The organism is Occallatibacter sp. (genome assembly GCF_049582745.1).
In the GTDB taxonomy this organism is placed as follows: domain Bacteria; phylum Acidobacteriota; class Terriglobia; order Terriglobales; family Acidobacteriaceae; genus Telmatobacter.
On record NZ_JBAUUO010000074.1, the window covers coordinates 185608 to 211507 of the forward strand.

At 57.9% G+C, this 25900-nt stretch carries 24 protein-coding genes; 11 read left to right on the top strand and 13 right to left on the bottom strand.

Annotated features, from left to right (window positions below; all coding sequences use genetic code 11):
• The first annotated feature begins 56 nt into the window (after positions 1-56).
• From carA to WCA10_RS12660, 4 genes are read left to right on the top strand one after another with little or no spacing between them, the layout of a single operon-like run.
• Complete coding sequence (gene carA, locus WCA10_RS12645) at positions 57-1190, top strand: glutamine-hydrolyzing carbamoyl-phosphate synthase small subunit (protein ID WP_472822877.1); 1134 nt, start codon at positions 57-59, stop codon at positions 1188-1190.
• Complete coding sequence (locus tag WCA10_RS12650) at positions 1187-1681, top strand: carboxypeptidase-like regulatory domain-containing protein (protein ID WP_472822878.1); 495 nt, start codon at positions 1187-1189, stop codon at positions 1679-1681. The genes carA and WCA10_RS12650 overlap by 4 nt, the downstream gene beginning before the upstream one ends.
• Before the next feature lie 21 nt (positions 1682-1702).
• Complete coding sequence (gene carB, locus WCA10_RS12655) at positions 1703-4990, top strand: carbamoyl-phosphate synthase large subunit (protein ID WP_472822879.1); 3288 nt, start codon at positions 1703-1705, stop codon at positions 4988-4990.
• A gap of 53 nt (positions 4991-5043) precedes the next feature.
• Positions 5044-6099, top strand: coding sequence for a dihydrodipicolinate synthase family protein (locus tag WCA10_RS12660; protein WP_472822880.1), 1056 nt, complete (start codon positions 5044-5046; stop codon positions 6097-6099).
• A 183-nt stretch (positions 6100-6282) separates the two neighbouring features.
• On the opposite strand, the gene WCA10_RS12665 is transcribed toward WCA10_RS12660, so the two are convergent.
• Positions 6283-6993, bottom strand: a complete 711-nt coding sequence (locus tag WCA10_RS12665) for a hypothetical protein (RefSeq protein ID WP_472822881.1) — start codon at positions 6991-6993, stop codon at positions 6283-6285.
• Between the two features lie 572 nt (positions 6994-7565).
• Here WCA10_RS12665 and WCA10_RS12670 point away from each other — a divergent pair.
• A complete protein-coding gene (locus WCA10_RS12670; RefSeq protein WP_472822882.1) occupies positions 7566-8597 on the top strand; it encodes a hypothetical protein in 1032 nt (343 codons plus the stop codon).
• 701 nt (positions 8598-9298) lie between these two features.
• Here the strand turns inward: WCA10_RS12670 and WCA10_RS12675 are convergent.
• Complete coding sequence (locus WCA10_RS12675; protein WP_472822883.1) at positions 9299-9787, bottom strand: bifunctional nuclease family protein; 489 nt, start codon at positions 9785-9787, stop codon at positions 9299-9301.
• Positions 9788-9809: 22 nt separating this feature from the next.
• Positions 9810-11129 carry a tRNA (N6-isopentenyl adenosine(37)-C2)-methylthiotransferase MiaB gene (miaB, locus tag WCA10_RS12680; protein ID WP_472822884.1) on the bottom strand — a complete coding sequence of 440 codons (1320 nt, stop codon included), beginning with the start codon at positions 11127-11129 and terminating at the stop codon, positions 9810-9812.
• 256 nt (positions 11130-11385) lie between these two features.
• Between miaB and WCA10_RS12685 the strand changes: the two genes are divergently transcribed.
• Complete coding sequence (locus WCA10_RS12685) at positions 11386-11796, top strand: VOC family protein (protein WP_472822885.1); 411 nt, start codon at positions 11386-11388, stop codon at positions 11794-11796.
• A 24-nt stretch (positions 11797-11820) separates the two neighbouring features.
• Positions 11821-14259 carry an ABC transporter permease gene (locus WCA10_RS12690; protein ID WP_472822886.1) on the top strand — a complete coding sequence of 813 codons (2439 nt, stop codon included), beginning with the start codon at positions 11821-11823 and terminating at the stop codon, positions 14257-14259.
• A 31-nt stretch (positions 14260-14290) separates the two neighbouring features.
• On the opposite strand, the gene WCA10_RS12695 is transcribed toward WCA10_RS12690, so the two are convergent.
• Positions 14291-14644 (bottom strand): c-type cytochrome, encoded by a 354-nt coding sequence (locus WCA10_RS12695; protein WP_472822887.1) that lies wholly within the window; start codon positions 14642-14644, stop codon positions 14291-14293.
• 41 nt (positions 14645-14685) lie between these two features.
• Between WCA10_RS12695 and WCA10_RS12700 the strand changes: the two genes are divergently transcribed.
• Complete coding sequence (locus WCA10_RS12700; RefSeq protein ID WP_472822888.1) at positions 14686-15660, top strand: threonine dehydratase; 975 nt, start codon at positions 14686-14688, stop codon at positions 15658-15660.
• Positions 15657-16103 carry a PaaI family thioesterase gene (locus WCA10_RS12705; protein WP_472822889.1) on the top strand — a complete coding sequence of 149 codons (447 nt, stop codon included), beginning with the start codon at positions 15657-15659 and terminating at the stop codon, positions 16101-16103. The genes WCA10_RS12700 and WCA10_RS12705 overlap by 4 nt, the downstream gene beginning before the upstream one ends.
• A gap of 38 nt (positions 16104-16141) precedes the next feature.
• On the opposite strand, the gene WCA10_RS12710 is transcribed toward WCA10_RS12705, so the two are convergent.
• Both WCA10_RS12710 and WCA10_RS12715 read right to left on the bottom strand, forming a co-directional pair.
• Entirely contained in the window at positions 16142-16771 is a 630-nt protein-coding gene (locus tag WCA10_RS12710) for a sigma 54-interacting transcriptional regulator (RefSeq protein ID WP_472822950.1), read from the bottom strand.
• 188 nt (positions 16772-16959) lie between these two features.
• Entirely contained in the window at positions 16960-17700 is a 741-nt protein-coding gene (locus WCA10_RS12715) for a response regulator transcription factor (protein ID WP_472822890.1), read from the bottom strand.
• Positions 17701-18231: 531 nt separating this feature from the next.
• Between WCA10_RS12715 and lexA the strand changes: the two genes are divergently transcribed.
• Positions 18232-18837, top strand: a complete 606-nt coding sequence (gene lexA / locus WCA10_RS12720; RefSeq protein ID WP_472822891.1) for a transcriptional repressor LexA — start codon at positions 18232-18234, stop codon at positions 18835-18837.
• Positions 18838-18903: 66 nt separating this feature from the next.
• Here lexA and trxA read toward each other — a convergent pair whose 3' ends face one another.
• The 4 genes from trxA to WCA10_RS12740 form a co-directional block, all read right to left on the bottom strand.
• Positions 18904-19236 carry a thioredoxin gene (trxA, locus tag WCA10_RS12725; protein WP_472822892.1) on the bottom strand — a complete coding sequence of 111 codons (333 nt, stop codon included), beginning with the start codon at positions 19234-19236 and terminating at the stop codon, positions 18904-18906.
• A 408-nt stretch (positions 19237-19644) separates the two neighbouring features.
• Complete coding sequence (gene thrB, locus WCA10_RS12730) at positions 19645-20571, bottom strand: homoserine kinase (protein WP_472822893.1); 927 nt, start codon at positions 20569-20571, stop codon at positions 19645-19647.
• Positions 20568-21923, bottom strand: coding sequence for a threonine synthase (gene thrC, locus WCA10_RS12735; RefSeq protein ID WP_472822894.1), 1356 nt, complete (start codon positions 21921-21923; stop codon positions 20568-20570). The genes thrB and thrC overlap by 4 nt, the downstream gene beginning before the upstream one ends.
• A gap of 95 nt (positions 21924-22018) precedes the next feature.
• Positions 22019-23080 carry a UDP-N-acetylmuramate dehydrogenase gene (locus WCA10_RS12740; protein WP_472822895.1) on the bottom strand — a complete coding sequence of 354 codons (1062 nt, stop codon included), beginning with the start codon at positions 23078-23080 and terminating at the stop codon, positions 22019-22021.
• A 108-nt stretch (positions 23081-23188) separates the two neighbouring features.
• Here WCA10_RS12740 and WCA10_RS12745 point away from each other — a divergent pair, with 108 nt between their 5' ends.
• Complete coding sequence (locus tag WCA10_RS12745; RefSeq protein WP_472822896.1) at positions 23189-23617, top strand: BrxA/BrxB family bacilliredoxin; 429 nt, start codon at positions 23189-23191, stop codon at positions 23615-23617.
• A 7-nt stretch (positions 23618-23624) separates the two neighbouring features.
• On the opposite strand, the gene WCA10_RS12750 is transcribed toward WCA10_RS12745, so the two are convergent.
• The 3 genes from WCA10_RS12750 to WCA10_RS12760 all read right to left on the bottom strand — a co-directional run bounded on the left by WCA10_RS12750 (position 23625) and on the right by WCA10_RS12760 (position 25892).
• Positions 23625-24011, bottom strand: a complete 387-nt coding sequence (locus WCA10_RS12750; protein ID WP_472822897.1) for a type II toxin-antitoxin system VapC family toxin — start codon at positions 24009-24011, stop codon at positions 23625-23627.
• Positions 24008-24253, bottom strand: coding sequence for a type II toxin-antitoxin system Phd/YefM family antitoxin (locus WCA10_RS12755; protein ID WP_472822898.1), 246 nt, complete (start codon positions 24251-24253; stop codon positions 24008-24010). Before WCA10_RS12755 ends, WCA10_RS12750 begins: the two co-directional genes overlap by 4 nt.
• A 148-nt stretch (positions 24254-24401) precedes the next feature.
• Entirely contained in the window at positions 24402-25892 is a 1491-nt protein-coding gene (locus WCA10_RS12760; RefSeq protein WP_472822899.1) for an amino acid permease, read from the bottom strand.
• Positions 25893-25900 lie beyond the last annotated feature (8 nt).

Here is a 25900-nt window from a genome sequence, read left to right on the forward strand (position 1 = left end):
CGGCGCCGCACGGCGAAACCTGCTAAAATCGATTGAATCCACTCCTCGGAGAGGCGATGCAGGCGATCCTTGCGCTCGAAGACGGGCGCATCTTCCGCGGCGAGGGCTACGGACACCCGGGCGAATGCCAGGGCGAAGTGGTCTTCAACACTTCCCTAACCGGCTATCAGGAAATCGCTACCGATCCCTCCTATGCCGGTCAAATCGTCGTTCTTACCAATCCCCAGATCGGCAACTACGGTACAAACCAGGCAGACAACGAGTCGGCCAGACCCTACATCGAGGGACTGATTGTGCGCGAATTCTCCGCGATCGGCTCCAACTGGCGCTCCGAGCAGGTGACCGACGAGTATATGGAGCGCTATTCCGTGCCGGTGCTGGCAGAGATCGATACGCGCGCGCTGGTGCGGCATCTCCGCACACATGGCGTGATGCGCGGAGTGATGTCGACGGAAGTCTCGGATGCCGATGTTCTCGTCCAAAGGACCAGAAAAATTCGCAAGATGGATGGGACTGACCTCGCGAAAATGGTTTCGACAAAGGCTTCTTACACCTTCGACGCAACTGACCCGCGTTATCAGGGTGATGATCCGCTGTTGCCGTCCGCGGTAGACAAGCCCACGCTCCACGTCGTTGCGTACGACTTCGGCATCAAGCAGAATATTCTGCGCATGCTCGCGCGCGAAGGTTGCCGCGTTACGGTGGTCCCGGCGCAGACGACGGCGGCCGAAGTGAGGTCGCTGAAGCCGGACGGAGTGTTTCTCTCGAACGGACCGGGCGACCCGGAGCCGGTCGATTACGCCGTGCAGGCCATCCGCGACATGATGGGACGCGTGCCTGTGTTCGGCATCTGCCTTGGGCATCAGCTCTGCGGACTGGCGCTCGGCGGCAAAACCTACAAGCTGAAGTTCGGACATCATGGCGGGAATCACCCAGTGCGCAACAACGCGACAGGAAAAGTCGAGATTACGGCGCACAATCACAACTTCGCCGTCGATCCCGACTCAATCAACGCCAACGATGTCGAATTGACCCACGTTGATTTGAACGACAACACCCTCGAAGGACTGCGGCACAAGACGCTGCCGCTCTTCAGCGTGCAATATCACCCTGAGGCCGCGCCGGGACCGCACGACTCGCATTACCTGTTCCGCGACTTCCGCATCATGATGGAGGAGTGGAAGGGATGAAGCGAAGGGCGATTTCATCGGAGATTTCGGCAAGACCAGCGGGGCCGTGGCTCCGCTGTTTTTTGAGCGCGGCATTCTGGATGCTTGTGTGTGTGGCCGTTGCCCGAACATCTTTTGCGCAGGTCGATATTCCCGGACCGGAGCGGCTGAGTCACGTCGAAGGATACGTCGTAAATCCAGTAGGCCATCCGGCAGCAGATGTAGGGGTCACGCTGTCGCGCGATGGGAAAGTCGCATTTCAAATAAGAACCAATAAGGACGGATGGTTCCGCTTCGACCACGTGAAGGGGCCGTTCACACTTCAAGTGGCGCGCACTGAGTATGCGCCCGCAGCACGCGACATTATTGTCACCGATGAAGTCGTAACAGCCCTTGAGCGAAAGAAACTTTACATAATTCTGGGCCCCGGCGCCTGTCAGGATGCCTGCTCGTCGGTGTTAACAAGCAAGCGCGATTTTGATCGGGAGATTCGTCAACGAAACAAACATTAGGTCAGGGAAGCGAAGAAAAGAATGCCACGCAGAAATGACATTCAGAAGATTCTCGTAATCGGCTCGGGCCCGATCGTGATCGGCCAGTCCGCCGAGTTCGATTACTCCGGCACGCAGGCTTGCAAGGCCCTCAAGCAGGAGGGCTACGAGGTGGTGCTCGTCAATTCGAACCCGGCCACCATCATGACCGATCCCGAATTGGCCGATCGCACGTACATCGAGCCGCTGACACGCGAGTATGTCGAAGAGATTATCCGCATTGAGGCGGCAATGCTCGGCGAAGGCTCCGGCACGTTCGCGCTGCTTCCCACCGTGGGCGGACAGACGGCGCTGAACCTCGCCGTCGATCTGGCCGACGCTGGCATTCTCGATCGCTACAACGTGGAGCTGATCGGCGCCAAGCTTGAGGCTATCAAGAAAGCCGAAGACCGGCTGCTCTTTAAAGACGCCATGTTGCGCATCGGGCTCGACGTTTCAAAGTCCGCGCTGGTCAACAATCTTCGCGACGGGCTCGACTTCGCAAGCAAGATCGGCTTTCCGGTTCTTATCCGGCCAAGCTTTACGCTGGGCGGCTCAGGCGGCGGCATTGCCTACAACCGCGAAGAGCTGATGGAGATTCTTGCCCGCGGTCTCGATCTCTCTCCCGTGCACGAGTGCCTCATCGAGGAAAGCGTTCTTGGCTGGAAGGAATACGAGCTTGAAGTAATGCGCGACCTCGCCGACAACGTCATCATCATCTGTTCCATTGAAAACTTCGATCCGATGGGCGTGCACACGGGCGACTCCATCACCGTGGCGCCCGCGCAGACACTCACCGATCGCGAGTATCAGAAGATGCGCGATGCGGCCATCGCCGTCATGCGCGAAATCGGCGTCGAGACCGGCGGCTCCAACGTCCAGTTCGCCGTCAATCCGGCCAACGGGCGCATGACCGTCATCGAAATGAATCCCCGCGTCTCGCGTTCTTCCGCGCTGGCGTCGAAAGCTACGGGCTTTCCAATTGCGAAGATCGCGGCGAAGCTTGCCGTTGGTTATACGCTGGATGAGATTCCCAACGACATCACACGCAAGACGCCTGCCTGTTTCGAGCCGACCATCGATTATGTTGTCGTCAAAATCCCGAAGTGGCAGTTCGAGAAGTTTCCCGGCGCCGACGACACCCTGGGGCCGCAGATGAAGTCCGTCGGCGAAGTGATGGCGATGGGCCGCACCTTCAAGGAAGCGCTGATGAAGGCCTGGCGAGCACTTGAGACCGGCAAGAAGACCGGCACCGAAGTGCTCGAGCCTCGGCGCCTGACGCAGATGCTGGTGACGCCTCGGCCGGAACGGCTTGGCTATATCCGCTTCGCCTTTGAACGCGGCATGAGCGTGCGCGAGGTTGCACGGTTTACCGGAATGGACCCGTGGTTCCTGCATCAGATTCGGGAAATAACGCTGGCCCAGGGTTCGCTCAAGGAAATCACGCCTGAGAAAATCAGCGCCGAACAGCTTCTGAAGTTGAAGCGCTTCGGGCTGAGCGACGAGCGCATCGCTACGGAGTGGAAACTCGAAGGTCACGACGGCATCAAGCAGGTAAGGGAACTGCGCGAAGGCAGGGGCATTCGTCCCGTTTTCAAGCTGGTAGACACCTGCGCCGCCGAATTCGAATCGATGACGCCCTATCTCTACTCGACCTACGATGAAGAAGACGAAGCGCCGCCGACCGACAAGCCGAAGATCATCATCCTTGGCTCGGGACCGAATCGCATCGGGCAGGGCATCGAGTTCGACTACTGTTGCTGCCATGCGGCGTTTGCATTGAGGGACAATGGCTACGAAACCATCATGGTGAATTGCAATCCCGAGACTGTCTCGACAGACTACGACACCAGCGACCGGCTCTACTTCGAACCCCTGGTGCTGGAGGATGTCCTCGCCGTCTACAACCACGAGGCACAGTCGGGCGCGAAGATCGGAATGATCGTGCAGTTTGGCGGCCAGACTCCACTCAATCTCGCGCAACGCCTCCTTGCCGCTGGCGTCCCAATTATTGGCACGTCGCCCGCGTCCATCGATCTGGCTGAAGACCGAAAGCAATTCGGAAAGCTGCTCGAAGACCTCGATATTCCGCAACCCGCCGGCGGCACCGCTACCAGTGTCGATCAGGCGCTTGTCGTCGCCGAACGCATCGGCTACCCCGTGCTCGTGCGTCCGAGCTACGTGCTTGGCGGGCGCGCGATGGTGATTGCCTACGACGCACAGGCTGTGGCCGAATACATGAAGCAGGCGGTGGAGTACTCGCAGGACCGGCCCGTCCTTGTGGATCACTTTCTGGAGAATGCTGTTGAGGTGGATGTCGATGCACTCTGCGACTCTGAAGATGTGATCATTGCGGGCATCATGCAGCATATCGAAGAGGCAGGCATTCACTCCGGCGACTCGTCGTGTGTGCTTCCCTCGGTGAGCATTCGCGAGGAGACGCTGGAGACGATTCGCCAATACACGCGCAAGCTTGCTCTCGCGCTCAAAGTGGTGGGGCTGGTGAATCTGCAGTTCGCCATTCAGCGCGACGCCGACGGGAATGACCATGTCTACGTGATTGAGGTAAATCCGCGGGCTTCGCGCACGGTGCCGTACGTTTCTAAGGCGACCGGGATTCCCCTTGCCAAGATCGGCGCGCGTCTCATGACTGGGCGCAAACTGCGCGAGTTGCTGCCGGAACAACTGGCTTCAAAAAAGGATTTGGAAACCGGAACGCACTATTATGTGAAGTCGCCTGTGTTCCCGTGGTCAAAGTTCGCCGGCGTTGACACCGTCTTAGGGCCGGAGATGAAGTCGACCGGCGAAGTAATGGGCGTGGCCGCGACCTTCGGTGAAGCCTTTGCCAAGGCGCAGCTTTCCGCCGGGCAGCTTCTTCCGGCTCACGGCACTGTCTTCTTCACCGTCAACGATCACGACAAACCTGCGGCAATCGATCTTGCCCGCCGATTTGCCCATCTCGGCTTTCACATGGTTGCCACCGAGGGCACGGCCAACGTGCTTGAGCGCGCCGGACTGAGCGTTGAACGCGTCTTCAAGGTGAAAGAGGGACGGCCCAATGTCGTCGACCTCATCAAAGGCGATCGCATCCAGCTGATTATCAATACGCCGCGAGGGCAGGACACCTTCTTCGACGAGAAGGCCATCCGCCGCGCCGCGGTGCTGGCGCGCGTGCCGACCATTACAACCATCGCCGCAGCGCAGGCCGCGGTGGAAGGCATCGCTGCGATGCAGCAGCGCAATATCACCGTCTATGCGCTGCAAACCCTGCACGCCATGAAGGTCGACTGAATCTGGAGAGGGAAGCAAGAAGGGAATTGACTCGCCTCCCCTAAAATAGAGACATGCTGATCGAAGGTGTTTTTGCCGCCGTAACCACGCCGTTTTATCCCGACGAGCGGGTCTACTACCGCAAGCTTGAGGCCAATGTCGCCCGCTATTCGCGGAGCCAGCTTGCGGGGATGGTGGTCCTTGGATCCACGGGCGAGGCGCCTGCGCTTGATGACGTCGAGACCCGCGACGTCCTGCGCACCGCAGCGGAGGCAGCTGCACCGGAGAAGGTGCTGATTGCCGGCGTGAATCGCGAAAGCCTGCACGCGGTGCTCGAACTGGCGCACACGGCTGCCCAGTTTCACTACGACGCCGTGCTGGTGCGGACGCCAACGTATTACTCCACGCAGATGACGCCGTCCGTGGTTGCCAATTATTTCCGGGCAGTTGCGGACCGCTCGCCGCTGCCGGTCGTGCTCTACAACATTCCGCGCTGCGTGCCGTACCAGATCCCGGTCGAGATGGTGGCCGAGCTCGCGCACCACCCCAACATCATCGCCATCAAGGACTCGAGCGGAAGCCTCGACCGCATCAAGGGAATCGTTGAATCCACCCGCGGAATGGCCAAGCGCACCGTCACAGTCACCCCGGTCTTCGAGGCTGTAACCTCCCGTATGCAGAATGCGGTTTCGACGCTGTCGGCCACGTTCGTGCAGGCGAGCGACCTTGCCGGCGGCCCCGCACTTGCCGTGGCTCCTCCTGCGGCGCCGATAAAAACGCGGACCAGGGAAGTTGGCTTTCAAGTCCTCACCGGCTCAGCCGCAAACATCCTGCCGTCGCTCGAGGCAGGCGCCTCCGGAGCCATTCTCGGATTCGCAGCCTGCGCACCCGAGGCGTGCTACGAGGTCTACTTCGCCTGGAAGGATCGCGATGCAAAACTTGCCGCTGACAAGCAGGCAAGTATCGCCATGCCCAACCAGCGCATCGTTGCAGAGTTCGGAATCGCCGGCGTCAAGTATGCCTGCGACTTCAACGGATACTATGGCGGATATCCGCGCCAGCCTCTGCTGCCGCTCACTGTGGAACAGAAGGCTGAAGTCGAGCAGATGCTGGCGGAGATCCGGAACTAAGCCCGCACCCCTCGGCTTCGATTACGTTGTTCAGGCGGCAACTGCGTTCCGGACACCCGCACACCCACCCTCTGGTTGATGCGATCTCAGCCCCAGCAGCGGGGGGGGTATTTATCCCGTCTCTTTAGGGAAATTGTTGTTTTCAGTGCTTTAGCGAGGCAACAAGACGGTAGACGCACATGTTTATTCGGGTGGGACCGGGCACTCAATGGGGCTAACAGTTGGCGGTTTCGGAAGAGGTTTTATCTCTGGGCGATTAAGATATTCGCTCTCTGCTTGGTTATATTTGGCACAAGTTATCTCTTGTTGAGTGGTCTTTCCTGTTGTGCTGCCGACATTAACCAAAAGGAACGGGGCGCAGAACGAAAGCTTGTATCGACCCCAATAGTCTCTGTAGGTCATCTCCCCGAAAACCATGATTTCCGACTGGGTGTCGTAATAGCTTTGCGCCGCTTCGGATGGGTATGGAATGGGGTTTCCGTTGATATCTTGTACCGGGATGAAGTAGGTAAGAGGACGAAGTCCGCCCTCTTCTTTCTGAGGAAACTGTTCCCCGGCAGCGATAGAACCATACATCCTTTGTTTAATGCGCTGCTCTGGACTATATCTAATTACAAATTTGTCGGTGCTTCTATGCTGCAAAAGGATTGCCGCAAAGTGGACGTCATATTTGACCGCCGTAGTTTTTCCGATGTTTTTAACGACATAAGGCACACCAAAGCGAGCAATGGACACCGGATCATTAGGGTCCTTTACCAAGAACTTCCCTTGCTCTGGAGGTCGCGCATCGAACCACAATCGCGCTCTCTCGGCCTCGATTTGTGCAGCGACTTGTTGAATTGCAGAAACAGCTATTGTGCTTATAGGTATTAGCACCCCCTTTGTACTCATCATCCGAGCGCATTTCGGTGATTTGCCGCCCTATTGCTGGACCATGCGCTCTGCTGTTCTATCTTGGCGGCGTCTATGGCGCTTTTGTTATCTTGAAGGGCATTTTTAATCTCGCTCGACTCGGAGCGGACAGCATCGGTAATCTTCTCGAACCAACGTTGAAACCAATACATGCCGGAATCCATTGTTTAGGAGGGATACTAAAGAAAGATGAAACACGAATATCACGAAGCCCCAAGGCGGGCGAGAGATTTACGAAACTAGCAACGGCGGTCCTTCAAAAGCCAAAGAAATCTGTGGCTCCCGCGAAACCGCCGAAGGCGAAACCTGCTGGCAAGTAACAGGACTATTGTTGGGTTTGGGTGGGGATGGGAAGTAACCGGGGTTGACAGGCACGGCGGCAGGGAAGTCGCACGGAGGATTGTATCGATATCCCCGGTCCCCAAATGCGAGGGACCGGGGGCACCCTCGACGTTAAAGCCTATTGCGCAAGGGCGGGTTTCTGCGTACAAGTAGATCACCTAGAATCCCCCACATTTCCAGCGACGATTTGGACATGCGCCAATGGAGGCTTCATGAAACCCGCAGGTGCGACTGCACTGATCTTCAGCGCCGTTCTGCAAATTTCGCTTTTCGCCCCGGCTGCGACCACGCAATCTGCCCCTTCCAAGAACCGACGCCAGCCTCCCGCTCCCGCGCTATCCGTGGAACCGAGCACTGGCCAAGCGCCGATGGAGATATGGTTTTTCGACAGGATGCAGGGGGACGATGAGATTGCCTATGTGAACGAGCTCATGCAGGCAGTTGACGCTGCCGCGAAAGGTGATCAGGTGGCGCGCGTGCAACGGTTCTTCAAAGATAAGCAGCCAGGCGAAACCATTTCAGGCCTGGGCCAGTTTGAACTGAAAATAGCGCAAGCACGCGTCAAGGATATGGAGCTTGTTGCAAAGAATCCGAAAGCGCCGAGAGCCCGCGTGGACGACGTGATGGATGCGGTCCTGGAACAGAATGGCTTTACCCTCACACCCAAGCCGATAGTCCGGAACTTCCAACGCAGATTTGCAAACCTGCGGGATCCCTTGACCATGGCCGGCGCTCAAAAGGAGCTGGAGGATGTTCGCGCATACGTTCGCAGGAATACCGGAACACCGACCGACGCGGAACTGGAGAATCCTCCCGATGCCACGTGGACGGATCGTCTGGACTTTGAAGAACCGCGCATTATGCGGGCGCTGTATACCGGGGATTTTGTCTTTGTGCAGCACTACCGAGCCCAGGTTTTGACGTATATAGGGGCGATGAATGACTATCTTGCGTCCCGCTGTCCCAACAAATTTGACCAGCGCATCAGCGAGCAGGCCAATGTCGAGAATGGCCTCCGATACCAGTTGCATTTGCCGACGGATATGCCGGCGGGCAATCCTCTGGGACAGAGGCCGTCAGGGAACCCATTGGATTTGCGGAGACAGATTCAACAGACACTGGAAGATACCGACGATGGCAAGAAGGATGCTGAAATTCTGTACAACCACGCACCGTTCAAGTGCGACACGGGAATCGTAGTGAAGATTCACAAGAACATGGCAGCGTTTGTGGGTGCCAGGTGATGACGGGCTGCCAACCTTCTGAGAACCTTCTCGCACTGGCACAGAATCTAACCGGCAAGGGTCGGTTTCCATCCTCAGGGGTTGGCAGGACCAGTGAATTCAAGAGATCAGCAATGTCCGATAACAGATATTCTGTATACTGCAACTTTCGCATGGGGAGTCCAGCTAACTCCTCCTGAAAATAGTCATGTTATCGTCTCCGCATGAATCGCTTCCCTGCGCCCCATGTGTCGAAAACCCTGATCGAGTCTGCGCGACGAGCTGAGCGCTTCGGGAGAGATGTCAATATCCGGACCTGGAAAATTGCCCCATCTCCCTGATTCCATTGCGAAGAAATCTTCTGGAATTTTGCAGGTTAATTCTCCGCACTTCCTATACTCGTCTTAGTGGCGAAAAAGCGACAAAGTTCAGCACCCGGACAACGTCACGCCGGGTCCGGCCAATTCTGTCGGACCGTCGATCTTGGCGATTGTGCGCCACATTGTGGGACATGCTGCCCCAAAAACGATGCAAACGGGCGGAACCGCGCAGTAAGTTATTATTCATGAATACTTTACGTCTTAACTCGTTTGTTTTTAAGCGGATACGAGACCCCCAAAGAAGGCTAACTCGCCTGAAATCAGGACTTTGACTGAAAACGACATTTTTCTTGCAATCCAGGCCGCCGGTCCCGAACGCCAATCTGCAAATAGAGTTCTGCCCTACATCTTGTAGCGGCCGAGGTCCTCGTCGTTCAAGCCTTCAAGCCAGCCTCGCAGTTCTTCCGCCGTCGGCCCTTCGGGCGGGCCTGCCATGTTCAGCTTGGCCGACAGCATCACCTGCTCCGAAACGAAAATCGGACAGTCGGAGCGCAGCGCTAACGCAATCGCATCGGAGGGGCGGGCGTCGATCGTTATCAGGTCGTTTCCCTGCCGAATCCACAGGACCGCGAAGAATGTATCGTCTCTAAGTTCTGTAATTACAATCTTATCCAGCTGTCCGTTCATGTGACGCATGAGATTCCTGGCGAGATCGTGCGTCATGGGCCGAGCTGCAGACACTTTCTCGATCTCGATGGCGATGGCGTTGGCCTCGAAGATGCCAACCCAGATGGGCATGACGGTATCGGAGCCGACATCCTTCAGTACGACGATCGGCATATTCGTGGATGGGTCCATCATCAAACCGCGGATTCGAACTTCGATGTCCATGACTTCCCCCTTCGCTGGATGCTTAGACGGCTTCACCGACCAGGCTGTTCGGAAAAGTATTTGTGATTATCACCTTCACATACGAACCGGGAGCGGGGGAAATTGGAACGGACGTAGTGAAGTTGACCGGCTTGTTCTGCGTGCTTCGGCCTGCAATCTGGCCGCGCGCGGGATGGCTCCCCTCAACCATTACTTCCATCTCTTCACCTACATGCCTGGCATAATTAATTCTTTGAATCTCGCGCTGGCGATCGAGCGCGTGCTGAAGCCGCTTTGCCTTTTCGATATCAGGGATCGAATCGATCATGGTCAGCGCCGGCGTGTTCGGCCTCCCGGAGTACTTGAAACCGAAGACGCAATCGTACTGGACCTTTTGGAGCAAGTCCATTGTCTCAATGAAATCGTCGGCTGTCTCTCCTGGAAAGCCGACGATGATGTCGGTAGAAATCGAGATGTTCCGCTTCGCCGCCTTGATCCAACTGATGCGCTCGAGGTACCAGTCGGCCGTGTATTCGCGGGCCATCATTTTGAGCACGCGCGAGGAGCCGGACTGAACAGGCAGATGCACGTGATCGCAGAGCGTCGGGTACGCGTCGATAGCCTCAACAATGTCGCGGGTGAAATCGCGAGGATGGCTGGTGGTGAAGCGAACGCGGCGGATGCCGGACACCTGGCCAACAGCAGCGAGCAATTCGGCGAAGCTCAACTTCCCTTCCGGATCGCGGTAGCTATTGACGTTCTGGCCGAGGAGTTGGATCTCGGAGTATCCCTGGTCGACGATGCGGCGCGCCTCCGCGAGCACGGAGGCCGATCCACGGCTGCGCTCTTTGCCGCGCGTGTATGGAACAACACAGTAGGCACAGAACTTGTCGCAGCCTTCGATGATGGTGATGTAACTGCGGTAGGGATTCTGGCGCGAAGTGAATTCCGTCTCGAAGGTCTCGTCAGTCTGCCGGTCGTCGAGGCCCGTAATGCGATTCTCGCCGGCTTCGAGACGGCTGAGCATCTCCGGCAGCTTTCGATAGGAGGCAGAGCCGGAGACGAGCGAGACGTACGGCGCGCGCTCGAAGATCTTCTCGCCTTCCTGCTGTGCCACGCAACCGAGCACGCCGAAGCGCTTTCCGGCTTTGTGCAGCTTCTTGTAGTCGTTAAGGCGGTTGAAGACTTTTTGTTCGGCTTTGTCGCGGATGGAGCAGGTGTTGTAGAGGATCAGGCCGGCTTCCTCTTCGGTTTCGACCTGGCTGTAGCCCTCATGAAGCAATGTGCCGATGACCTTCTCGGAGTCATGGGCATTCATCTGGCACCCGAAAGTCTCGAGGTAGAAGGTCTTTTCGGAAGCCATGGCAAGTCTGAGTATAAGGCATTTCCAAGTCGCGAATCTGGCAGCCGTCTGTGAGTAGCGAGCCTGCCCCGCCGCTGGCAGACCGTCCAATTCTGAACACCGTGCGGTAGAAACGCACGATGATTCCGACGGCTACTCATCCTTCGGAACATTGAATCAACGACTTGCGTAAGCTCACAAGTGGACTCGCGCGTGCATTCCTGCAGGCGAAGCCCCAGTCTGCGCGACCGCGCAGTGTTCCCGGAGGTTGTTTGCCATGGCGATAGAAGTCAAGGGTGTCACTCCGATGGTGCAGGTGTTCAACATGCCCCGATCGATCCGGTTTTATCGCGATGTGCTTGGATTCAAGGTCATGTCCAGTTCGAAGGCAATGTCAGCCGATCCCGATGACGTGAACTGGGTGCTCCTGCAGCTTTCCAATGCGGAGATCATGCTGAACACCGCATACGACCCTGACGATGTCCCCGAAACCCCTGAGCTTGGTCGCTGGTCGGGTCACCAGGACACCTGCCTTTACTTCGGCTGCCCTGACGTGGACGCAGCCTATCGCCATCTTGTTTCGCTGGGTCTCGCGATCGACCCTCCCAAGGTGGCCTGGTACGGAATGAAACAGTTGTATCTCAAAGATCCAGACGGTTTTGGTATTTGCTTTCAGTGGTCCGCCTGACGGTATTGCATTGAAGGAGTTCGCATGAAGACGGTGTACCAGGATATTCGTTTCGGATTTCGGCAGCTGATCAAGATACCCGGATTCACGCTGACGGCGATGATCTCGTTGGCGCTGGGCATCGGGGCCACCACGGCGGTCTTTAGCGTGGTTTACGCCATCCTGATGGATCCCTATCCGTACAAGGCGCCAGATCGGATGATCCACATGCGGCTCACCATGCCGTCGGGCGATCTGAATGGCTTTGGCGTGACCGGAACGCAATGGCAGGAGCTGCGCAAATCGCCGGTTGTGGAAGATACATTTCTCGAAGATGACTGGAATCCCTCCATCACCGGCGGCGATCTTCCGGAGGACGTTCAAGGCGTTTATCTGAGCTCCAATGGATTCAACTTCCTTGGCGTGCCGACTGCGCTTGGCCGCGGCCTTCAACCTTCCGATGCGACCGACGGTCAGGATCCTCAACCGGTTGTCGTGCTCGGATACAAGTTCTGGCAGCGGCACTACAACGCTGATTCATCTGTGATCGGCAAGACGATCCAGCTGATGCGCAAGAACTACACGATTGTCGGCGTTGCGGGATCGCGGTTTACATGGGGCGACGGGGATGTATATCTTCCCCTGAAAATTACCGGCGACCAAATCAAGGGCTTCTATGCCGGCGTTCGCCTCAAGCCGGGTGTTACGCACGCACAGGCAAATGCAGCCCTTGAGCCGCTGATTCGACAATTCGCAAAGGAGTCGCCGAAGCACTTCCCTCCCAACTTTCGGAATCTGCACGTGGTGGGGCTCAACGAAGATTTCATCAAGCAGCTTGGCGGCACGCTCTATCTTCTCTTCGGATCTGTTGCGCTGCTGCTGTTAATCGGTTGCGGCAATGTTTCCATTCTGTTGCTGGCGCGCGCCACGGCGCGGCAACATGAGTTTGCAGTTCGGTCGGCGATTGGCGCGAGCCAGTCGCGGATTGTCCGCCAGCTTCTCACCGAGTCGGTGATGCTCAGCTTGACGGGCGCCGGACTTGGACTGCTGCTGGCCTACAAGACAATCGCAGTGATTGTTGCCAACCTGCCCGAATACTCCTTCCCGCACGAAGCAGCCATCCAGATGAATCTGCCAGTACTCATTTTCTGCGTGGTCGTGGCGGTCTCCACCGGCATCCTGTTCGGGTTGTGGCCGGCATGGCAGCTTTCGCGTCCTGAAGTCAGTCAGGTCATGCAGGCCAATACTCGAAAAACGACAGGAGATGTGAAGGGCCGCAGAACCCATGCTGTGCTCATCGGCGGCCAAATCGCGCTCACGCTTCTGATGATGGCCGGCGCGGGAGCGGCTATCGAAGGCTTTCTGAAAGTCGCACGAACGCCCCTCGGATACGATCCCCATAACGTCATGTCGGTCGGCATTCCTATCCACGACGGAACCTACAAAACCTGGCCGGAGCGCTCCGCATATTTTGAACGGCTGTTCCAAAAGGTGGCCGAAGTCCCAGGCGTGAAGCTGGCTGCCGTTTCAAGCAACGCCACGCCTCCGTCAAACGGCTTCAACGCCCACCTTGAGATTGTCGGCAAGCCTGCCAATGCTGAACAGACCTTTCGCGTAAACATGGTCAGCAAGGAATATTTTTCGGTGCTTCGCATCCCGCTGGTGCAAGGAAGAATCTGGGATGAAGCGGAGACGCAGCGCGGCGCGGCGGTCGTCGTTGTGAATCAGGTTTTCGCCACGAGATACTTCCCTGCCGGCGACGCCATCGGGCACACCATCAAGGTTACTGAGATGAAGCCGCAGCCGCCCTATCTTCTGATCGCTCCCGGAGCCGAAAACGGCCTGCTCATTGTCGGTGTAGTGGCAAACAAACTGGACGATGGCCTTTCCAAGCCGATTTTGCCCGAGATGTTTTTGCCCTACACACTGGCCATGGGGATGTACACGCAGGTTCTCGTCCGATCGGATGTGCCGCCCCTCAGCCTTCTCCATTCCGTCCGAATTGCGGTAAATTCCATCGACCCTGACCAGCAGACAAACAACGACGTGCGCGATCTTGAGCATTGGATAACACGTGAGCCGGAATGGGCGCGCGGTCAGCTTGTGGCGTGGCTCTTCGGCGCATTTGCGGCCCTGGCGCTGGCCCTGGCTTCGGTGGGACTGTACAGCGTCGTAGCCTACACGGCCGTCCAGCGCACCAACGAATTCGGCATCCGGATCGCGTTGGGCGCAAACCGCGGGCATGTCCTCGGAATTGTGTTTCGATCGACGGTGGTCAGCGTTGGCGCAGGAATATTGTCAGGGGTAGCGCTTACGCTGGCACTTAATCGAGTCATGGCCGCCTGGGCAGCGGAGAGCTCACGCGATCCCCTTCTGCTGCTCGGGGCGACGTGCGTACTTTCGCTTGTGGCCACGATCGCATGCTTGATCCCGGCATGGCGTGCGGCAGGCGTCAATCCGATGAAAGCGATTCGCTACGAGTGAGGCGGGGCAAGCGCAGGCTGAATCCATACGCTCAACGTAGGCCGGTGTGCAGGTACGCGAGCAGCGCTGACATCTGCTCCTCGTTGAACCGGCCGTTGAACGATGGCATCATGCCCTTGCCCGCAAGAACCACATGCCGCACCTCGGCGTCGGTTGCCGGAGAGCCGCTTGGGAGTGTGGCGCCTTTGAATACGCCATGCAGATCGGGCGGAACTTTCTTGAGAGCCAGATCGTTGTCCCGATGACAATGCGCACAGCGCACCTCGTAGAGATGCTTCCCTTCCGCCTGCTGTGGTGTCAGCGGCTGAGAACTGTGACATGCCGTGAATGTGACTGCGATGCCGGCGGATAAAGAGAGAATTGGAAGAAAGCTCTGACGAATCATCCCATCCCATTTTAAGGCGCGACGTTCGATATGCTTGAGCCATGACGCTACCCTCTTTGGAGCAGATTCGTGAGGCTCAGGATGTCCTCTACCGTTACATGCCGCCCACTCCGCAGTACAGTTGGCCGCTGATCAATCGCCGGCTGGGCGCGGAGGTGTGGGTGAAGCACGAGAATCATACCCCGGTCGGCGCATTCAAAATTCGCGGCGCCTTGCTGTACATGGAATGGCTCACGCGGACGCAGCCGCAACTGCAGGGAGTGATTGCAGCCACGCGTGGCAATCACGGACAGGGCGTTGCCATGGCGGCCCGGCTGCATGGAGTGAAATGCATCATCGTTGTTCCGCATGGCAACAGCGTCGAGAAGAATCGTGCCATGGTCGCACAGGGCGCGGAACTGGTAGAGCACGGTCAGGATTTTCAGGAGTCGCTCGAATATGCGCGCGTGCTCGCAGCCGATCGCGGATTCGTCATGGTCGACTCCTTCCACGAACGCCTGGTGATGGGGACGGCGACGTATGCGCTTGAGTTCCTGCAATCGGCTCCGGAGCTGGCCCGGGTGTATGTGCCGATTGGGCTCGGATCGTCCATTTGCGGCGTATCGGCTGCGCGCAACGCGCTGGGATTGGCAACAGAGATCGTTGGAGTAGTAGCTTCGGAATCTCCCTCCTACGCGCTCAGCTTTTTCCAGCGGAAGGTCGTTGAGTCTCCTTCGCGAACGGTGATAGCGGACGGCCTGGCATGCCGCACGCCGAATCCATCCGCCATGGAAGTTATTTGGCAGAACGTGGCGCGCATCATCGAGGTTTCCGATGCAGACATTGAAGAGGCGATGCGAGCTCTTTATCAGGACACGCACAACGTGGCGGAAGGCGCAGCTGCCGCGGCGCTGGCTGGAGCGCTGAAGGAACAGGGTGTGAATCGCGGTAAGCGCATCGGCATCGTGCTGACCGGGGGCAATGTGGATGCCGGCGTTTTCGCGCGCGTGCTTGCGGAAGAAACGGCGAAACGATGAAACCGCATTTCGACAACCTCACGCCTCTCGCGCATGCCGCGCAAAATCGCTGCTTTGGCTGCGGCGAAGCCAATCCGCACGGTCTTCAACTGGAATTTCTCCTGGCGGAGGACGGGACCGTGGTCTGCCCGGCCGTCATTCCGGAAGGATTCGAAGGGCATCCAGGATTCCTTCATGGCGGGATCATCGCCACGTTGCTCGATGAGACGATGAGCAAGGCGGTTCGCGCTCGCGGGCTCACGGCCATGACACGCCATCTCGAAGTCGATTACAAACGGCCTGTTCCATCATGCGCGAAGATTCGCATGGAGGGACGCGTTGTTAAAGATGAAGGGCGCAAGCATTGGGCTGAAGCGACAATCTTCGGCAGCGACGGTCATGCTCTTGCACAGGGCAAAGGATTGTTTATTGAAGTGCGACCCAGCGTGTCTCGATCTGCATAGGCAATTCCCCTCCGATGCGATCAGCTACCGCCATGTTGTTATTCGGCGCCGTGAATCGTCGGTAGCCCAAAGTCAATGTCGTCCGCGGTCAGTACCGGCTCCTCGTCCGCAAGAATGGTTGCGCGTTCGAGAACGTGCTCCACTTCGCGCACATTTCCAGGCCACGAATGCGCCTTCAGCTTGGCCATTGCCGACCCGTCTATGCTCTTGACCGGCCGGTCGCGGCCCATCCGCTCCAGGAAGTGATCCACCAGGAGGGGCAGGTCCTCAATATGATCCGCAAGAGCGGGCGTGTGGATGAGGAAGACTGCCAACCTGTAGTACAGGTCGGCGCGGAAACTTCCCGCCTGGGTGTGCTGAGCAAGCGGCTGGTGCGTGGCGGCAATAATCCGCACGTCGACCTTCGCGGTGTCGTTATCTCCGACGCGTTGCAACTCCCCACACTCAACGAAACGCAGCAGCTTGGACTGCAGGCTCAGAGGTATTTCTCCGATCTCGTCAAGAAACAGGGTTCCTCCGTCGGCGGCTTCGATGCGTCCGATGCGCCCGTGCACCGCGCCTGTGAATGCGCCCCGCGTGTGGCCGAAGAGTTCGGCTTCGATCGGGCAGCCATGAGTCCACGATGATCGCCTCGGGAAGTGCGTCGATTGCCTCTCCCCAGGCCTCAGCGCCGCCCTTTGCCTCGCGCACTTGCCATCGCAATCCTGTCAGTACCTCGCTGAGCCGCTGCCGAAAACTGCCGTCGGCACTCGCCACCAATGCGGTGCGGGCGCGCATGCGTGAACGTGCCGGTGATATAAATGCCGCTGTTGATGCCATTTCCAATCCCCCTGGATAGAGAATTTCAATCCATTGCTCATGCTTGCGCGGCTGCCAATCGGGGCACATCCGCTGCGCTCAAGAATGCCGCGCCGCCTGCGGCGATCTCTGCCTCAAAAGAAATCATGTATCCCTGGCCTCGAACCGTTCGGATCAGGAGCCCCGGCGGCACGTCGTCCAGCTTTCTGCGCAGATAGTTCACGTAGACATCGACGATGTTGGTCGTTTGCACGGGCTCCATCTTCCAGACGCCTTCAAGCAGTTCCTCGCGCGATGCGCAGCGGCCGCGATTGAGCATGAGATGCTCGAGAAGCGCGAACTCCTTATTCGTGAGGTTTAAAACCCTCCCGGCTCGCCGCACGGTGTGATCCAGGCGGCTGATCTCCACATCGCCCGCGCGCAATACAGACTTCCCTTCCCGCTTGCGGCGCAGCAACGCCCGGCAGCGCGCTCGTAATTCGGAAAGGCTGAACGGTTTCGTCATCAAGTCATTGGCTCCGCTGTCGAGACAGCGGACGCGCGTATCCACTTCCAGCCGCCCGGTAAGCACCAGCACGGGCAAGTCCGCATTCAGTTGGCGCATCTCAACGAGCGCGGTTTCCCCATCCTTGACGGGCAAATTCAGGTCGAGAATCGTCAGATCGGGCAATTCGTCGCGGAAGAATGCAACAGCCCTGGCGCCATCGTGAACCGTGTGCACTCGATAGCCTTCGCTCTCGAGTCCTCTTCTCAGAAACAGACTCAACGCCGTATCATCCTCGGCGATCAAAAGCCTCATCTTCGCTTCTCCCGGCCTTTTGCTCTCTACATTCGCCGCGCCGACTGACTTAGAAGGCGCTAATCCGCGGAAAATCTCTACGTTCGCGCGAAGTGAGAGAGAACTCAAGATTCGGATGAGGTGAGTGTCGTGAGGGGGTTCAGAACGGAGTGGGAGGCCATGAGATTCCCGAGAGAGGATTATGAACGTTGACTAGTGATGGCGGATACAGAGACGTCTACACGGCACACAGCGCGGCATCTGCGCGCTCCAGAACTCTCTGCACAGTGTCGCCTCTGCGAACTTCGGCACATCCGAGCCCGCCCCGTGCGCGTCCTTTGGTGGGCAAATCTGCGAGAGATTCAGAGAGAATCCGTTACGGTCCATCATCGGCCGAGGAGAGGAAATTCTTGAGATTCGAAGAAGAAAGGCTCAAATCACCCTATGCCACAGGAAGCCAAATTCTGGCTTTTCGTGCCACAAGAGGCTCCATGGAGAACAAAGGACAAAAACTTTCGTTGCAATTCGCTTTTTGTTCGCTATAATCCGCCCATGGCTGTCACTCGAAGGCAAAAAGAGATCATCGATTTCCTGGAATCGTTCGTGTCCCGCAATGGCTATTCCCCTTCTTTTGAGGAAATTGCACGGGGAATGAACCTGAAGAGCCTGGCCACGGTGCATAAGCACGTGACGAATCTCGAAAAGAAGGGACTGCTCGACCGCGTCCACAATCGCAGCCGCTCCATCGATCTGCTGCCGCCCGGGGCGCGCAATCGGACGAGCGATCGCCTTCCACTCGCCGGCCGCATTGCCGCCGGGCTGCCGGTGGAGACGTCGGAGAATCCCGAGACCATCTCGCTTCACGACGTCGTCGGCAATCGAGATGTTTTCGCACTCGAAGTCCGCGGGGATTCGATGCGCGATGAGCACATCATCAATGGCGACTATGTCCTCGTGGAGCGGACTCGCACGGCGCGGCAAGGGGAGATTGTGGTTGCGCTGGTCCATGGCTCAGAAACAACGCTCAAGCGCTTCTACGCCGAAGGTCAGATGATTCGGCTGCAGCCCGCAAATGTCGACATGGATCCGATTTATGTTCCCGCCGCGCATGTGGCCATCCAGGGCCGGGTACTCGGGGTTCTGCGCAAATACCGATAAAAAGCGGGCGATCCAAAGAGAAAAGTCCGGCAAATTGCCGGACTTTTCTCTGAAATCAGGGGCCAACTATGCCAAAAGACGTTGTACTTTTTCTTCAATTACATTTTGCGGAGCGTATCCCACAACCTGGTCAGCCACTTTCCCGCCTTTGAAAAACAAGAGCGCCGGAATTCCCCTGATTCCATAGCGCGACGGCGTGGCTGCATTGCGATCCACGTCCACTTTTGCCACCTTAAGCTTGCCGGCATATGCCTGCGCAACGCCATCCACGATAGGCGCGATCGCCCGGCATGGACCGCACCATACCGCCCAGAAATCTACTAGAACGGGTTGCTCGCTCTGGAGCACTTCCTGCTCAAATGTCGCATCACTTACTTCCAATACACCCACACCTGCCATGGTTCTCCTTGTTGTGCCCGCTATCCCTCTAGATTAACGGAAACTCTGCCCTAATAGGATGCTCCAGTGGGATATAAAGTCGCAATCCGACCCAGGGCGGCCAACCGGACGAACGGAGCATGAAACTGCTGGCCCCCGCAGACATGTCCGTCATTCGGCTGACGAGGCCAATCGTTTTATCTCAAATCAAAATAGAAGCGCCCGGATCCGCTATCGGATCACGGGCGCTAGAGCAGCCCTCCCCCAGAACTGCCCACGGTGCGAATTTAGGTGGTCTGGAGTTCAATATCAAGGAAACTTAGGTAATCGGCTCGGTAATCTTTAATAGGTGATTTACCTCACAGTAATCTCCAAACTGCGACAGTAACTCCTCAGTGAACAAGCTTTAGCTTCAAGGTTACGCGGAAATCAACCTTCAAGATTCAGCGAGTGCCTGGCGCCCGACGCGTCAAAACAGCAGGGTTGCAACCTCGGCTCGGGAAGGCCCCCCATCGCGCGAAGGATCGCTTCCGACGCTCGAGAGAACATTGCCTCACACTCGACGATAACCAGAACCGACGGGCCCGCGCCGCTCAGGCCGACCCCGAGAACTCCGCTGTTTCCGGCGAGCGGGAGCAGTCTTGGCAGCATCGGACACATTTCTGCGCGATATGGCTGGTGAATCCGATCCTGCATTGCCACCTTGAGCAGGTCTCCGCGTTCCTGCGCGAATGCCAGTCCCAGCATCGAAACGGCCTGAATGTTGGCCACGACATCCGCGCTCGCGTAACTCGCTGGAAGTACCGCTCTGGCTTTGCTGGTTGCAAGCGAGTCCGGCGGAAGCACGACAATGGCGCGCCACGCTGCGGGCGGTTCAACGCGAGCGACAAGAACCCTTCTGCCAACATTTGCAGCCGCGACAAATCCGCCAAGCCAGCAGGCAGCGGCGTTATCCGGATGCCCTTCCAACTCGCATGCTTCTTCCAGGATCTGTTCGTGGCACCAGCCAAGCTCGCCGAAGTGGACGGCAAGAGCGACTGCGGCAAGCCTTCCGGCAGCCGAGGACCCGCATCCCATTCCCAGCGGGATCTCATTGTGCATTCGGATCGCGAGCGGCGGTACCGGCTTTGCGTTTGCTACAAGAATGCGCCTGTAGATTCCAAGGATGAGATTGTTCTCGATCCGCGAACATTGATCGCTATCCTGCCCGGTCGCTTCAATGGAGAATTCCTTCGCCGCCTCTGCTTCAACTTGAAGGGAAAAACTCAGTGCAATCGCAGCGGCATCGAATCCCGAACCGAGATTAGCCGAGGTTGCCGGCAACCGCATTCTGAAGGTCCTAGCAATGCCGCTCATCCAGCCATCCCCTTCAGCGTTGCGAGCACTGCGGAGGGTGTGGCATCGACAACCACCGCGTTGCGCTGTAATGCCGCAATCTCCGGCTGGAGACCCGAGGTCTCCTCGTCATTGAGCAATGTTCCGCGATGGAAGTTGATGGTGTAATCCGCGTCTTTCAACGTGTGCCCCGTAAGCAGCAGCACCACCGTGTCGCTGGCAGCCACCTTACTCTCGGCGCGAAGCTTCTTTAGTCCGGCCAGTGTTACAGCGGAGGCCGGTTCACAGCCCAGGCCCTCCGCTCCAAGTTCAGCTTTGGCAATAGCGATCTCTACCTCGCTCACATCCAGGCACCAGCCCCCCGTCTCCTTGATGACGCGGGCAGCCTTGCGCCACGATGCCGGATTCCCGATGCGAATGGCCGTCGCGCGCGTATGTGCTTCCACCGGATCCATGCGCTCGCCGTCGTTTTGGGCGAAGCTTCGGACCAGCGGATTTGCACCGTCAGCCTGAATGACCGAAATCCGCGGTACGCGCGCAACCAGGCCAAGTTCACGCATCTCCCTGAACCCTTTTCCGAGAGCCGAACTGTTGGCAAGATTTCCGCCGGGCACGATGAGGTGATCAGGCACAGCCCAGTCGAAGGCTTCGGCAATTTCGAATGCAGGCGTCTTCTGTCCCTCGAGCCGATATGGGTTTACGGAATTCAGCAGGTAGATCGGCGCTTCCTTCACGATCTGCGTGAGGACCCGCACACAGCCATCGAAGTCCGACTTGAGCTGGCAGGTGATTGCCCCATAATCCATGGCCTGCGAAAGCTTGCCCCAGGCAATCTTGCCCTCGGGAATCAACACCAGGCTGCGCAGCCCAGCGCGCGCCGCATAGGCTGCCATAGCCGCAGAAGTATTTCCCGTCGATGCGCACGCCACCCACGTGAACCCGCGCTCACGGGCAACGCTCAGCGCCGCAGTCATGCCCGTATCTTTGAACGATCCGGTTGGGTTCATGCCCTGATGCTTGGCAAACAGTTGGTCGATCCCCAGAGCACTGGCTGCGCGTTTCAACTTGTAGAGCGGGGTGTTGCCTTCGTGCAGGCTGACTGCGTTGCCGAAGTTGTCGAGGATCGGCAGCAACTCGCGAAACCGCCAGACGCCACTCTGGTCCAGCGTTTCGCTGGAGCAGCGCCGTTCGCGCCAAAGCCACTTCAACGCTCCGGGATTGGGCCGGTCGTGCCCTTGCCGATGACCCCAGCCCGCATACTCCACTTCAAACAGATCGCCGCACTCCGCGCACCGGAAGTCGGGTCGAGCGTCCGGACCGGCGATGCGCGCACTGCATCCGAAACAACGTAAAGTGTGCAGATTGTCGTTCATGCCTTGGTGTTAGCGTAACAGAGCGTCGGCTGACACTAGCGGACATGCCCCACGGCTCATTGCAGCATCCTGCAAAGCTGGAGAGATTCGAAAAATCAGGACTTATCAAAGCCCAGCATCACGGGTTCCATCTGGAGTTGAATTCCAAATTTACCCTCAACGGCATCTCGGATCTTGTCGGCAAGTAGCAACATTTCCGCCGCCGTTGCGCCGCCGCGATTCACCAGCGCGAGCGTGTGTTTGCTTGAGATTCCCGCGGAACCGAGCGCATAGCCCTTTGTAAATCCGGCGTTTTCGATCAGCCAGGCTGCAGGTAACTTCACGCAGCCATCGTTGCCAGGACCGGCGGGAAAATGCGGTGGTTCAACACCGGCCGCCGACGTCACCTCACCGACCCGCTCAGCACTCACGATCGGATTCTTGAAAAAGCTGCCGGCGCTGTGGCAGTCCGAATCGCCATCGTCGATCAGCATGCCTTTTGACCTGCGGATGCCACGAACCGCCTCGGCGACCTCGCGCAGGGTGGGCATGGAGTTGGTCGCAAAAGCTCTCTGCAAGTCTATGTATTTCAGGGTGGCGTGGCCATGCTCTTTGAGGCAATATTGGACGCTTGTCACCGCATACCGTCCGCGCTCCGTGGTATTGAACCGGCTGTGCCGATATGCGAAGGCGCAGTCGGTGGCGCTGAACTCCTCAAAGATATGCTCGTGCAGATCGAAGGCGCGCACGCGATCAATCACACTGGAAACTTCCTGGCCGTAGGCGCCGACGTTCTGCACCGGCGTTCCACCGACGGTGCCGGGGATGCCGGCCAGGCACTCAAGCCCCGCGCAATCATCATCCACGGTTCGCTGTACAAAATGATCCCACTCTTCACCGGCTGCCACCTGGTAGACACGCTCATTAGAACTAGCGACCCCCTCCTGAATGCGAATTCCCTTGAGCGCCATGTGCAGCACCAGGCCGTGGAATCCCGCATCCGCAACAAGGAGATTGCTTCCGCCGCCGAGCACGAAAAGAGGTACACCTGCATCGCGCGCCCATGCGGCTGCTTCCGGGATATCAGCCTCGGACTCGGCCGAGACAAACCACCGCGCCGAGCCGCCAATGCCCAGCGTCGTGAGCGGCGCAAGTTGCTTGTTCTCTTCAATGCGCATCGATGCAAGGCTACACCAGTGCGCATATCGCCGGGTTCAAGTACGGTCTTCTGTAGAATAGAGACAGGCAATCGGCTACAAGCCCCAAGACCCCTTGCCGGAGGTTACATGTACCCAGAAATCATGGTCATCCCGATGCGCGAAGAGCTTACCCGCGCTGGAATCAACGAAGCCCGCGCCGCTGAAGACGTGGACGCAGCTCTCGCGCAGCCCGGAACAACTCTGCTGGTCGTCAATTCGATCTGCGGATGCGCCGCAGGCAAGATGCGTCCCGGCGTGCGGCTCGCGCTCTCCAACACGCAGAATGGGCCCGACCACAAAATCACCGTCTTTGCCGGCCAGGACCGCGAAGCCACAGAAAAGGCGCGCAGTTATTTTGAAGGCCATCCGCCGACCTCACCGGCTATCGCCATTCTGCGCGACGGCAAGCTGGTTTACCTGATGCAGCGCTTTGTTATCGAGCAGGCCACAGCGCAGCAGATTGCCGGCGAACTGGTCCGCGCATTCGACGAGTTCTGTGCCAAAACTTCGGCGTGATCGATCGTCACACTTTGCGAATCGGACCGGGGTAGCGAGCGATCGTTTGGTCAGCCGTCAACAGAGTGATCCCTTCGACCATCACCTGCGCAATCAGAATGCGGTCGAATGGATCTTTGTGTAGGGGCGGAAGATTTTGGATCGCCAAGACATGCCGCCCGGTGACGTCCAGCTCTGTATATCCGTTCTGAAGAGCCGAATCACGAATGAGCCCAGGGTTAGCTTGAAAGCTGGGGAAGCCTTTCGCATGCTTGATCGCGATCTCCCAGATGCTTGCGACACTGAAGATTAATTCATTCGCGGAATCGGCAATCAGTTTTCTGGCGGTCGCCGACAGATGAGAAGGCCCTTCGCTCGCCCAGAGCAGAAGGTGGGTGTCAAGAAGGAGTTTCACTCTTCACCGTAGAACATCTTCTCGATCTCATCGGCAAACGGCGTCTTGATATCGTCCGGAACCTTAATCTTTCCCTTCAAGAATCCTATTCGCTTCTTCGGCCTGGTTTTCGCTGCATCGATCCGCACTACCTTCACCTTTGGCTTTCCCGCCTTGGCAATAATGAAGGGCTCCCCCTTTTCCGCTTCATCGACGAGGCGGGAGAGATGCGTCTTTGCTTCGTGAATATTGAAGGTCCGCATGGGCGCTCCAGGTAAACTAAGTCCACTTAGTTTAGTTCAATAGGCAGCCGCTATGCAAGTTGAAATCCCAGTTTCAGCTCAAAGCAGAACGGCCTCCCGTAAAGGAGGCCGTTCGTATTTCCCTTTCCTATCGCTGACCGTCTCTGGATCAATCTCCTGCGATTGCCTTCTCGGGCAGCGACTGCTGCACCTTGCTGTGGTGGCGACTGTAGCCGAAGTAGATGAACAGGCCGAAGACAAGCCAGCTTCCGAAGCCGATCCATGCCGGCGCATCGAGCGACAACATCAGCGACAAGGAGACAACGACTCCGAGGATCGGCACCAAGGGCACCAGCGGGGTACGAAACGGCCGCGGCATCTCTGGATGTTTTGCGCGCATCACCAGGATTCCGATGCTGACGATGCTGAATGCAAGCAGAGTGCCGAGGCTCACCAGTTCCCCGAGAAGCGTGATGGGGAAGAATGCAGCGAGAGTTGCGGCAAAGATGCCCACAATGATGGAGGTCTTATACGGCGTGCAAAACTTCGGATGCAACTGCCCCACCCACTTCGGCAGCAGGCCGTCGCGGGACATGGTGTAAAGCACGCGCGATTGGCCGAGCATCATGACCATCATGACCGACGCGAGGCCGGCAATTGCGCCGAGGTCGATAAGAACTACCGCCCAGCCCACGCCGATGACATGGGCAGCATCGGCTACCGGCGCCGCAACATTGAGGTCCTTGAAGTTGATTAACCCAGTCAGCAGCCCGGCCACCAGTATGTACAACCCTGTGCAGATCACGAGCGATCCGAGAATACCGAAGGGCATGTCTTTTTGCGGATTGCGGGCTTCCTGCGCGGCGGTTGATACCGCGTCGAACCCGATATAGGCAAAGAACACTACCCCCGCGCCGCGCATGATGCCCGACCATCCAAATTGGCCGAAGTGTCCTAAGTTCGGGGGGATGAACGGATGCCAGTTGGCCTTCATATGCGGCCAGTGTCCGAAGGCAAACATGCACGCCAGGCCGATGAAGATCAGCACGACAGAGACTTTGATCATGACCGCCGCGCTGTTGAAGTTGGCCGACTCCTTGACGCCGACGACAAGAATGATGGTGATGATCACGAGCGCTGACAACGCGAAGATGTCCACCTGCCCAGCGAGCGCATGACCAAAGAGCGAAACAGCGAACTTGGGGTTGGGGTTAAACGGCAAGGCTACACCGAAAAAACTCACCAGGTTGCTGACGAATCCGCTCCAGCCAACGGCTACGGTCGCCGCGCCGAAGGCGTATTCCAGCACCAGGGCCCAGCCGATGATCCAGGCCACAAGTTCGCCCATGGTGGCGTATCCGTAGGTGTACGCACTGCCGGCGATGGGAAGCATTGAAGCGAACTCGGCGTAGCAGAGGCCGGCGAAGACGCACCCGATGCCCGCAATGATGTAGGAGATCACGATGGCGGGGCCGGCGAACTGCGCTGCGGCGGTGCCGGTCAGAACGAAGATCCCCGCACCGATAATCGCGCCGATTCCGAGGGTGATGAGATTGATGGGCCCGAGCGCCCGTTTCAGAGACTGGCCGTGTTCGCCGCCTCCGGCTGCTTCCGCCATGATTTGATTGATGGGCTTAGTGGCGAATAACCGGTTAGCCATGCATCTCC

Excerpts from the sequence above, each read along its gene's own strand:
- WCA10_RS12760 (WP_472822899.1), bottom strand. The coding sequence starts at position 25,892 with ATGGCTAACCGGTTATTCGCCACTAAGCCCATCAATCAAATCATGGCG.
- thrB (WP_472822893.1), bottom strand. The coding sequence starts at position 20,571 with ATGAGCGGCATTGCTAGGACCTTCAGAATGCGGTTGCCGGCAACCTCG.
- WCA10_RS12690 (WP_472822886.1), top strand. The coding sequence starts at position 11,821 with ATGAAGACGGTGTACCAGGATATTCGTTTCGGATTTCGGCAGCTGATC.
- trxA (WP_472822892.1), bottom strand. The coding sequence starts at position 19,236 with ATGGCAGGTGTGGGTGTATTGGAAGTAAGTGATGCGACATTTGAGCAG.
- WCA10_RS12660 (WP_472822880.1), top strand. The coding sequence starts at position 5,044 with ATGCTGATCGAAGGTGTTTTTGCCGCCGTAACCACGCCGTTTTATCCC.
- WCA10_RS12695 (WP_472822887.1), bottom strand. The coding sequence starts at position 14,644 with ATGATTCGTCAGAGCTTTCTTCCAATTCTCTCTTTATCCGCCGGCATC.
- WCA10_RS12700 (WP_472822888.1), top strand. The coding sequence starts at position 14,686 with ATGACGCTACCCTCTTTGGAGCAGATTCGTGAGGCTCAGGATGTCCTC.
- WCA10_RS12665 (WP_472822881.1), bottom strand. The coding sequence starts at position 6,993 with ATGATGAGTACAAAGGGGGTGCTAATACCTATAAGCACAATAGCTGTT.
- miaB (WP_472822884.1), bottom strand. The coding sequence starts at position 11,129 with ATGGCTTCCGAAAAGACCTTCTACCTCGAGACTTTCGGGTGCCAGATG.
- WCA10_RS12755 (WP_472822898.1), bottom strand. The coding sequence starts at position 24,253 with ATGCGGACCTTCAATATTCACGAAGCAAAGACGCATCTCTCCCGCCTC.
- WCA10_RS12715 (WP_472822890.1), bottom strand. The coding sequence starts at position 17,700 with ATGAGGCTTTTGATCGCCGAGGATGATACGGCGTTGAGTCTGTTTCTG.
- carA (WP_472822877.1), top strand. The coding sequence starts at position 57 with ATGCAGGCGATCCTTGCGCTCGAAGACGGGCGCATCTTCCGCGGCGAG.
- thrC (WP_472822894.1), bottom strand. The coding sequence starts at position 21,923 with ATGAACGACAATCTGCACACTTTACGTTGTTTCGGATGCAGTGCGCGC.
- WCA10_RS12675 (WP_472822883.1), bottom strand. The coding sequence starts at position 9,787 with ATGGACATCGAAGTTCGAATCCGCGGTTTGATGATGGACCCATCCACG.
- WCA10_RS12685 (WP_472822885.1), top strand. The coding sequence starts at position 11,386 with ATGGCGATAGAAGTCAAGGGTGTCACTCCGATGGTGCAGGTGTTCAAC.
- WCA10_RS12745 (WP_472822896.1), top strand. The coding sequence starts at position 23,189 with ATGTACCCAGAAATCATGGTCATCCCGATGCGCGAAGAGCTTACCCGC.
- WCA10_RS12670 (WP_472822882.1), top strand. The coding sequence starts at position 7,566 with ATGAAACCCGCAGGTGCGACTGCACTGATCTTCAGCGCCGTTCTGCAA.
- carB (WP_472822879.1), top strand. The coding sequence starts at position 1,703 with ATGCCACGCAGAAATGACATTCAGAAGATTCTCGTAATCGGCTCGGGC.
- lexA (WP_472822891.1), top strand. The coding sequence starts at position 18,232 with ATGGCTGTCACTCGAAGGCAAAAAGAGATCATCGATTTCCTGGAATCG.
- WCA10_RS12705 (WP_472822889.1), top strand. The coding sequence starts at position 15,657 with ATGAAACCGCATTTCGACAACCTCACGCCTCTCGCGCATGCCGCGCAA.
- WCA10_RS12740 (WP_472822895.1), bottom strand. The coding sequence starts at position 23,080 with ATGCGCATTGAAGAGAACAAGCAACTTGCGCCGCTCACGACGCTGGGC.
- WCA10_RS12650 (WP_472822878.1), top strand. The coding sequence starts at position 1,187 with ATGAAGCGAAGGGCGATTTCATCGGAGATTTCGGCAAGACCAGCGGGG.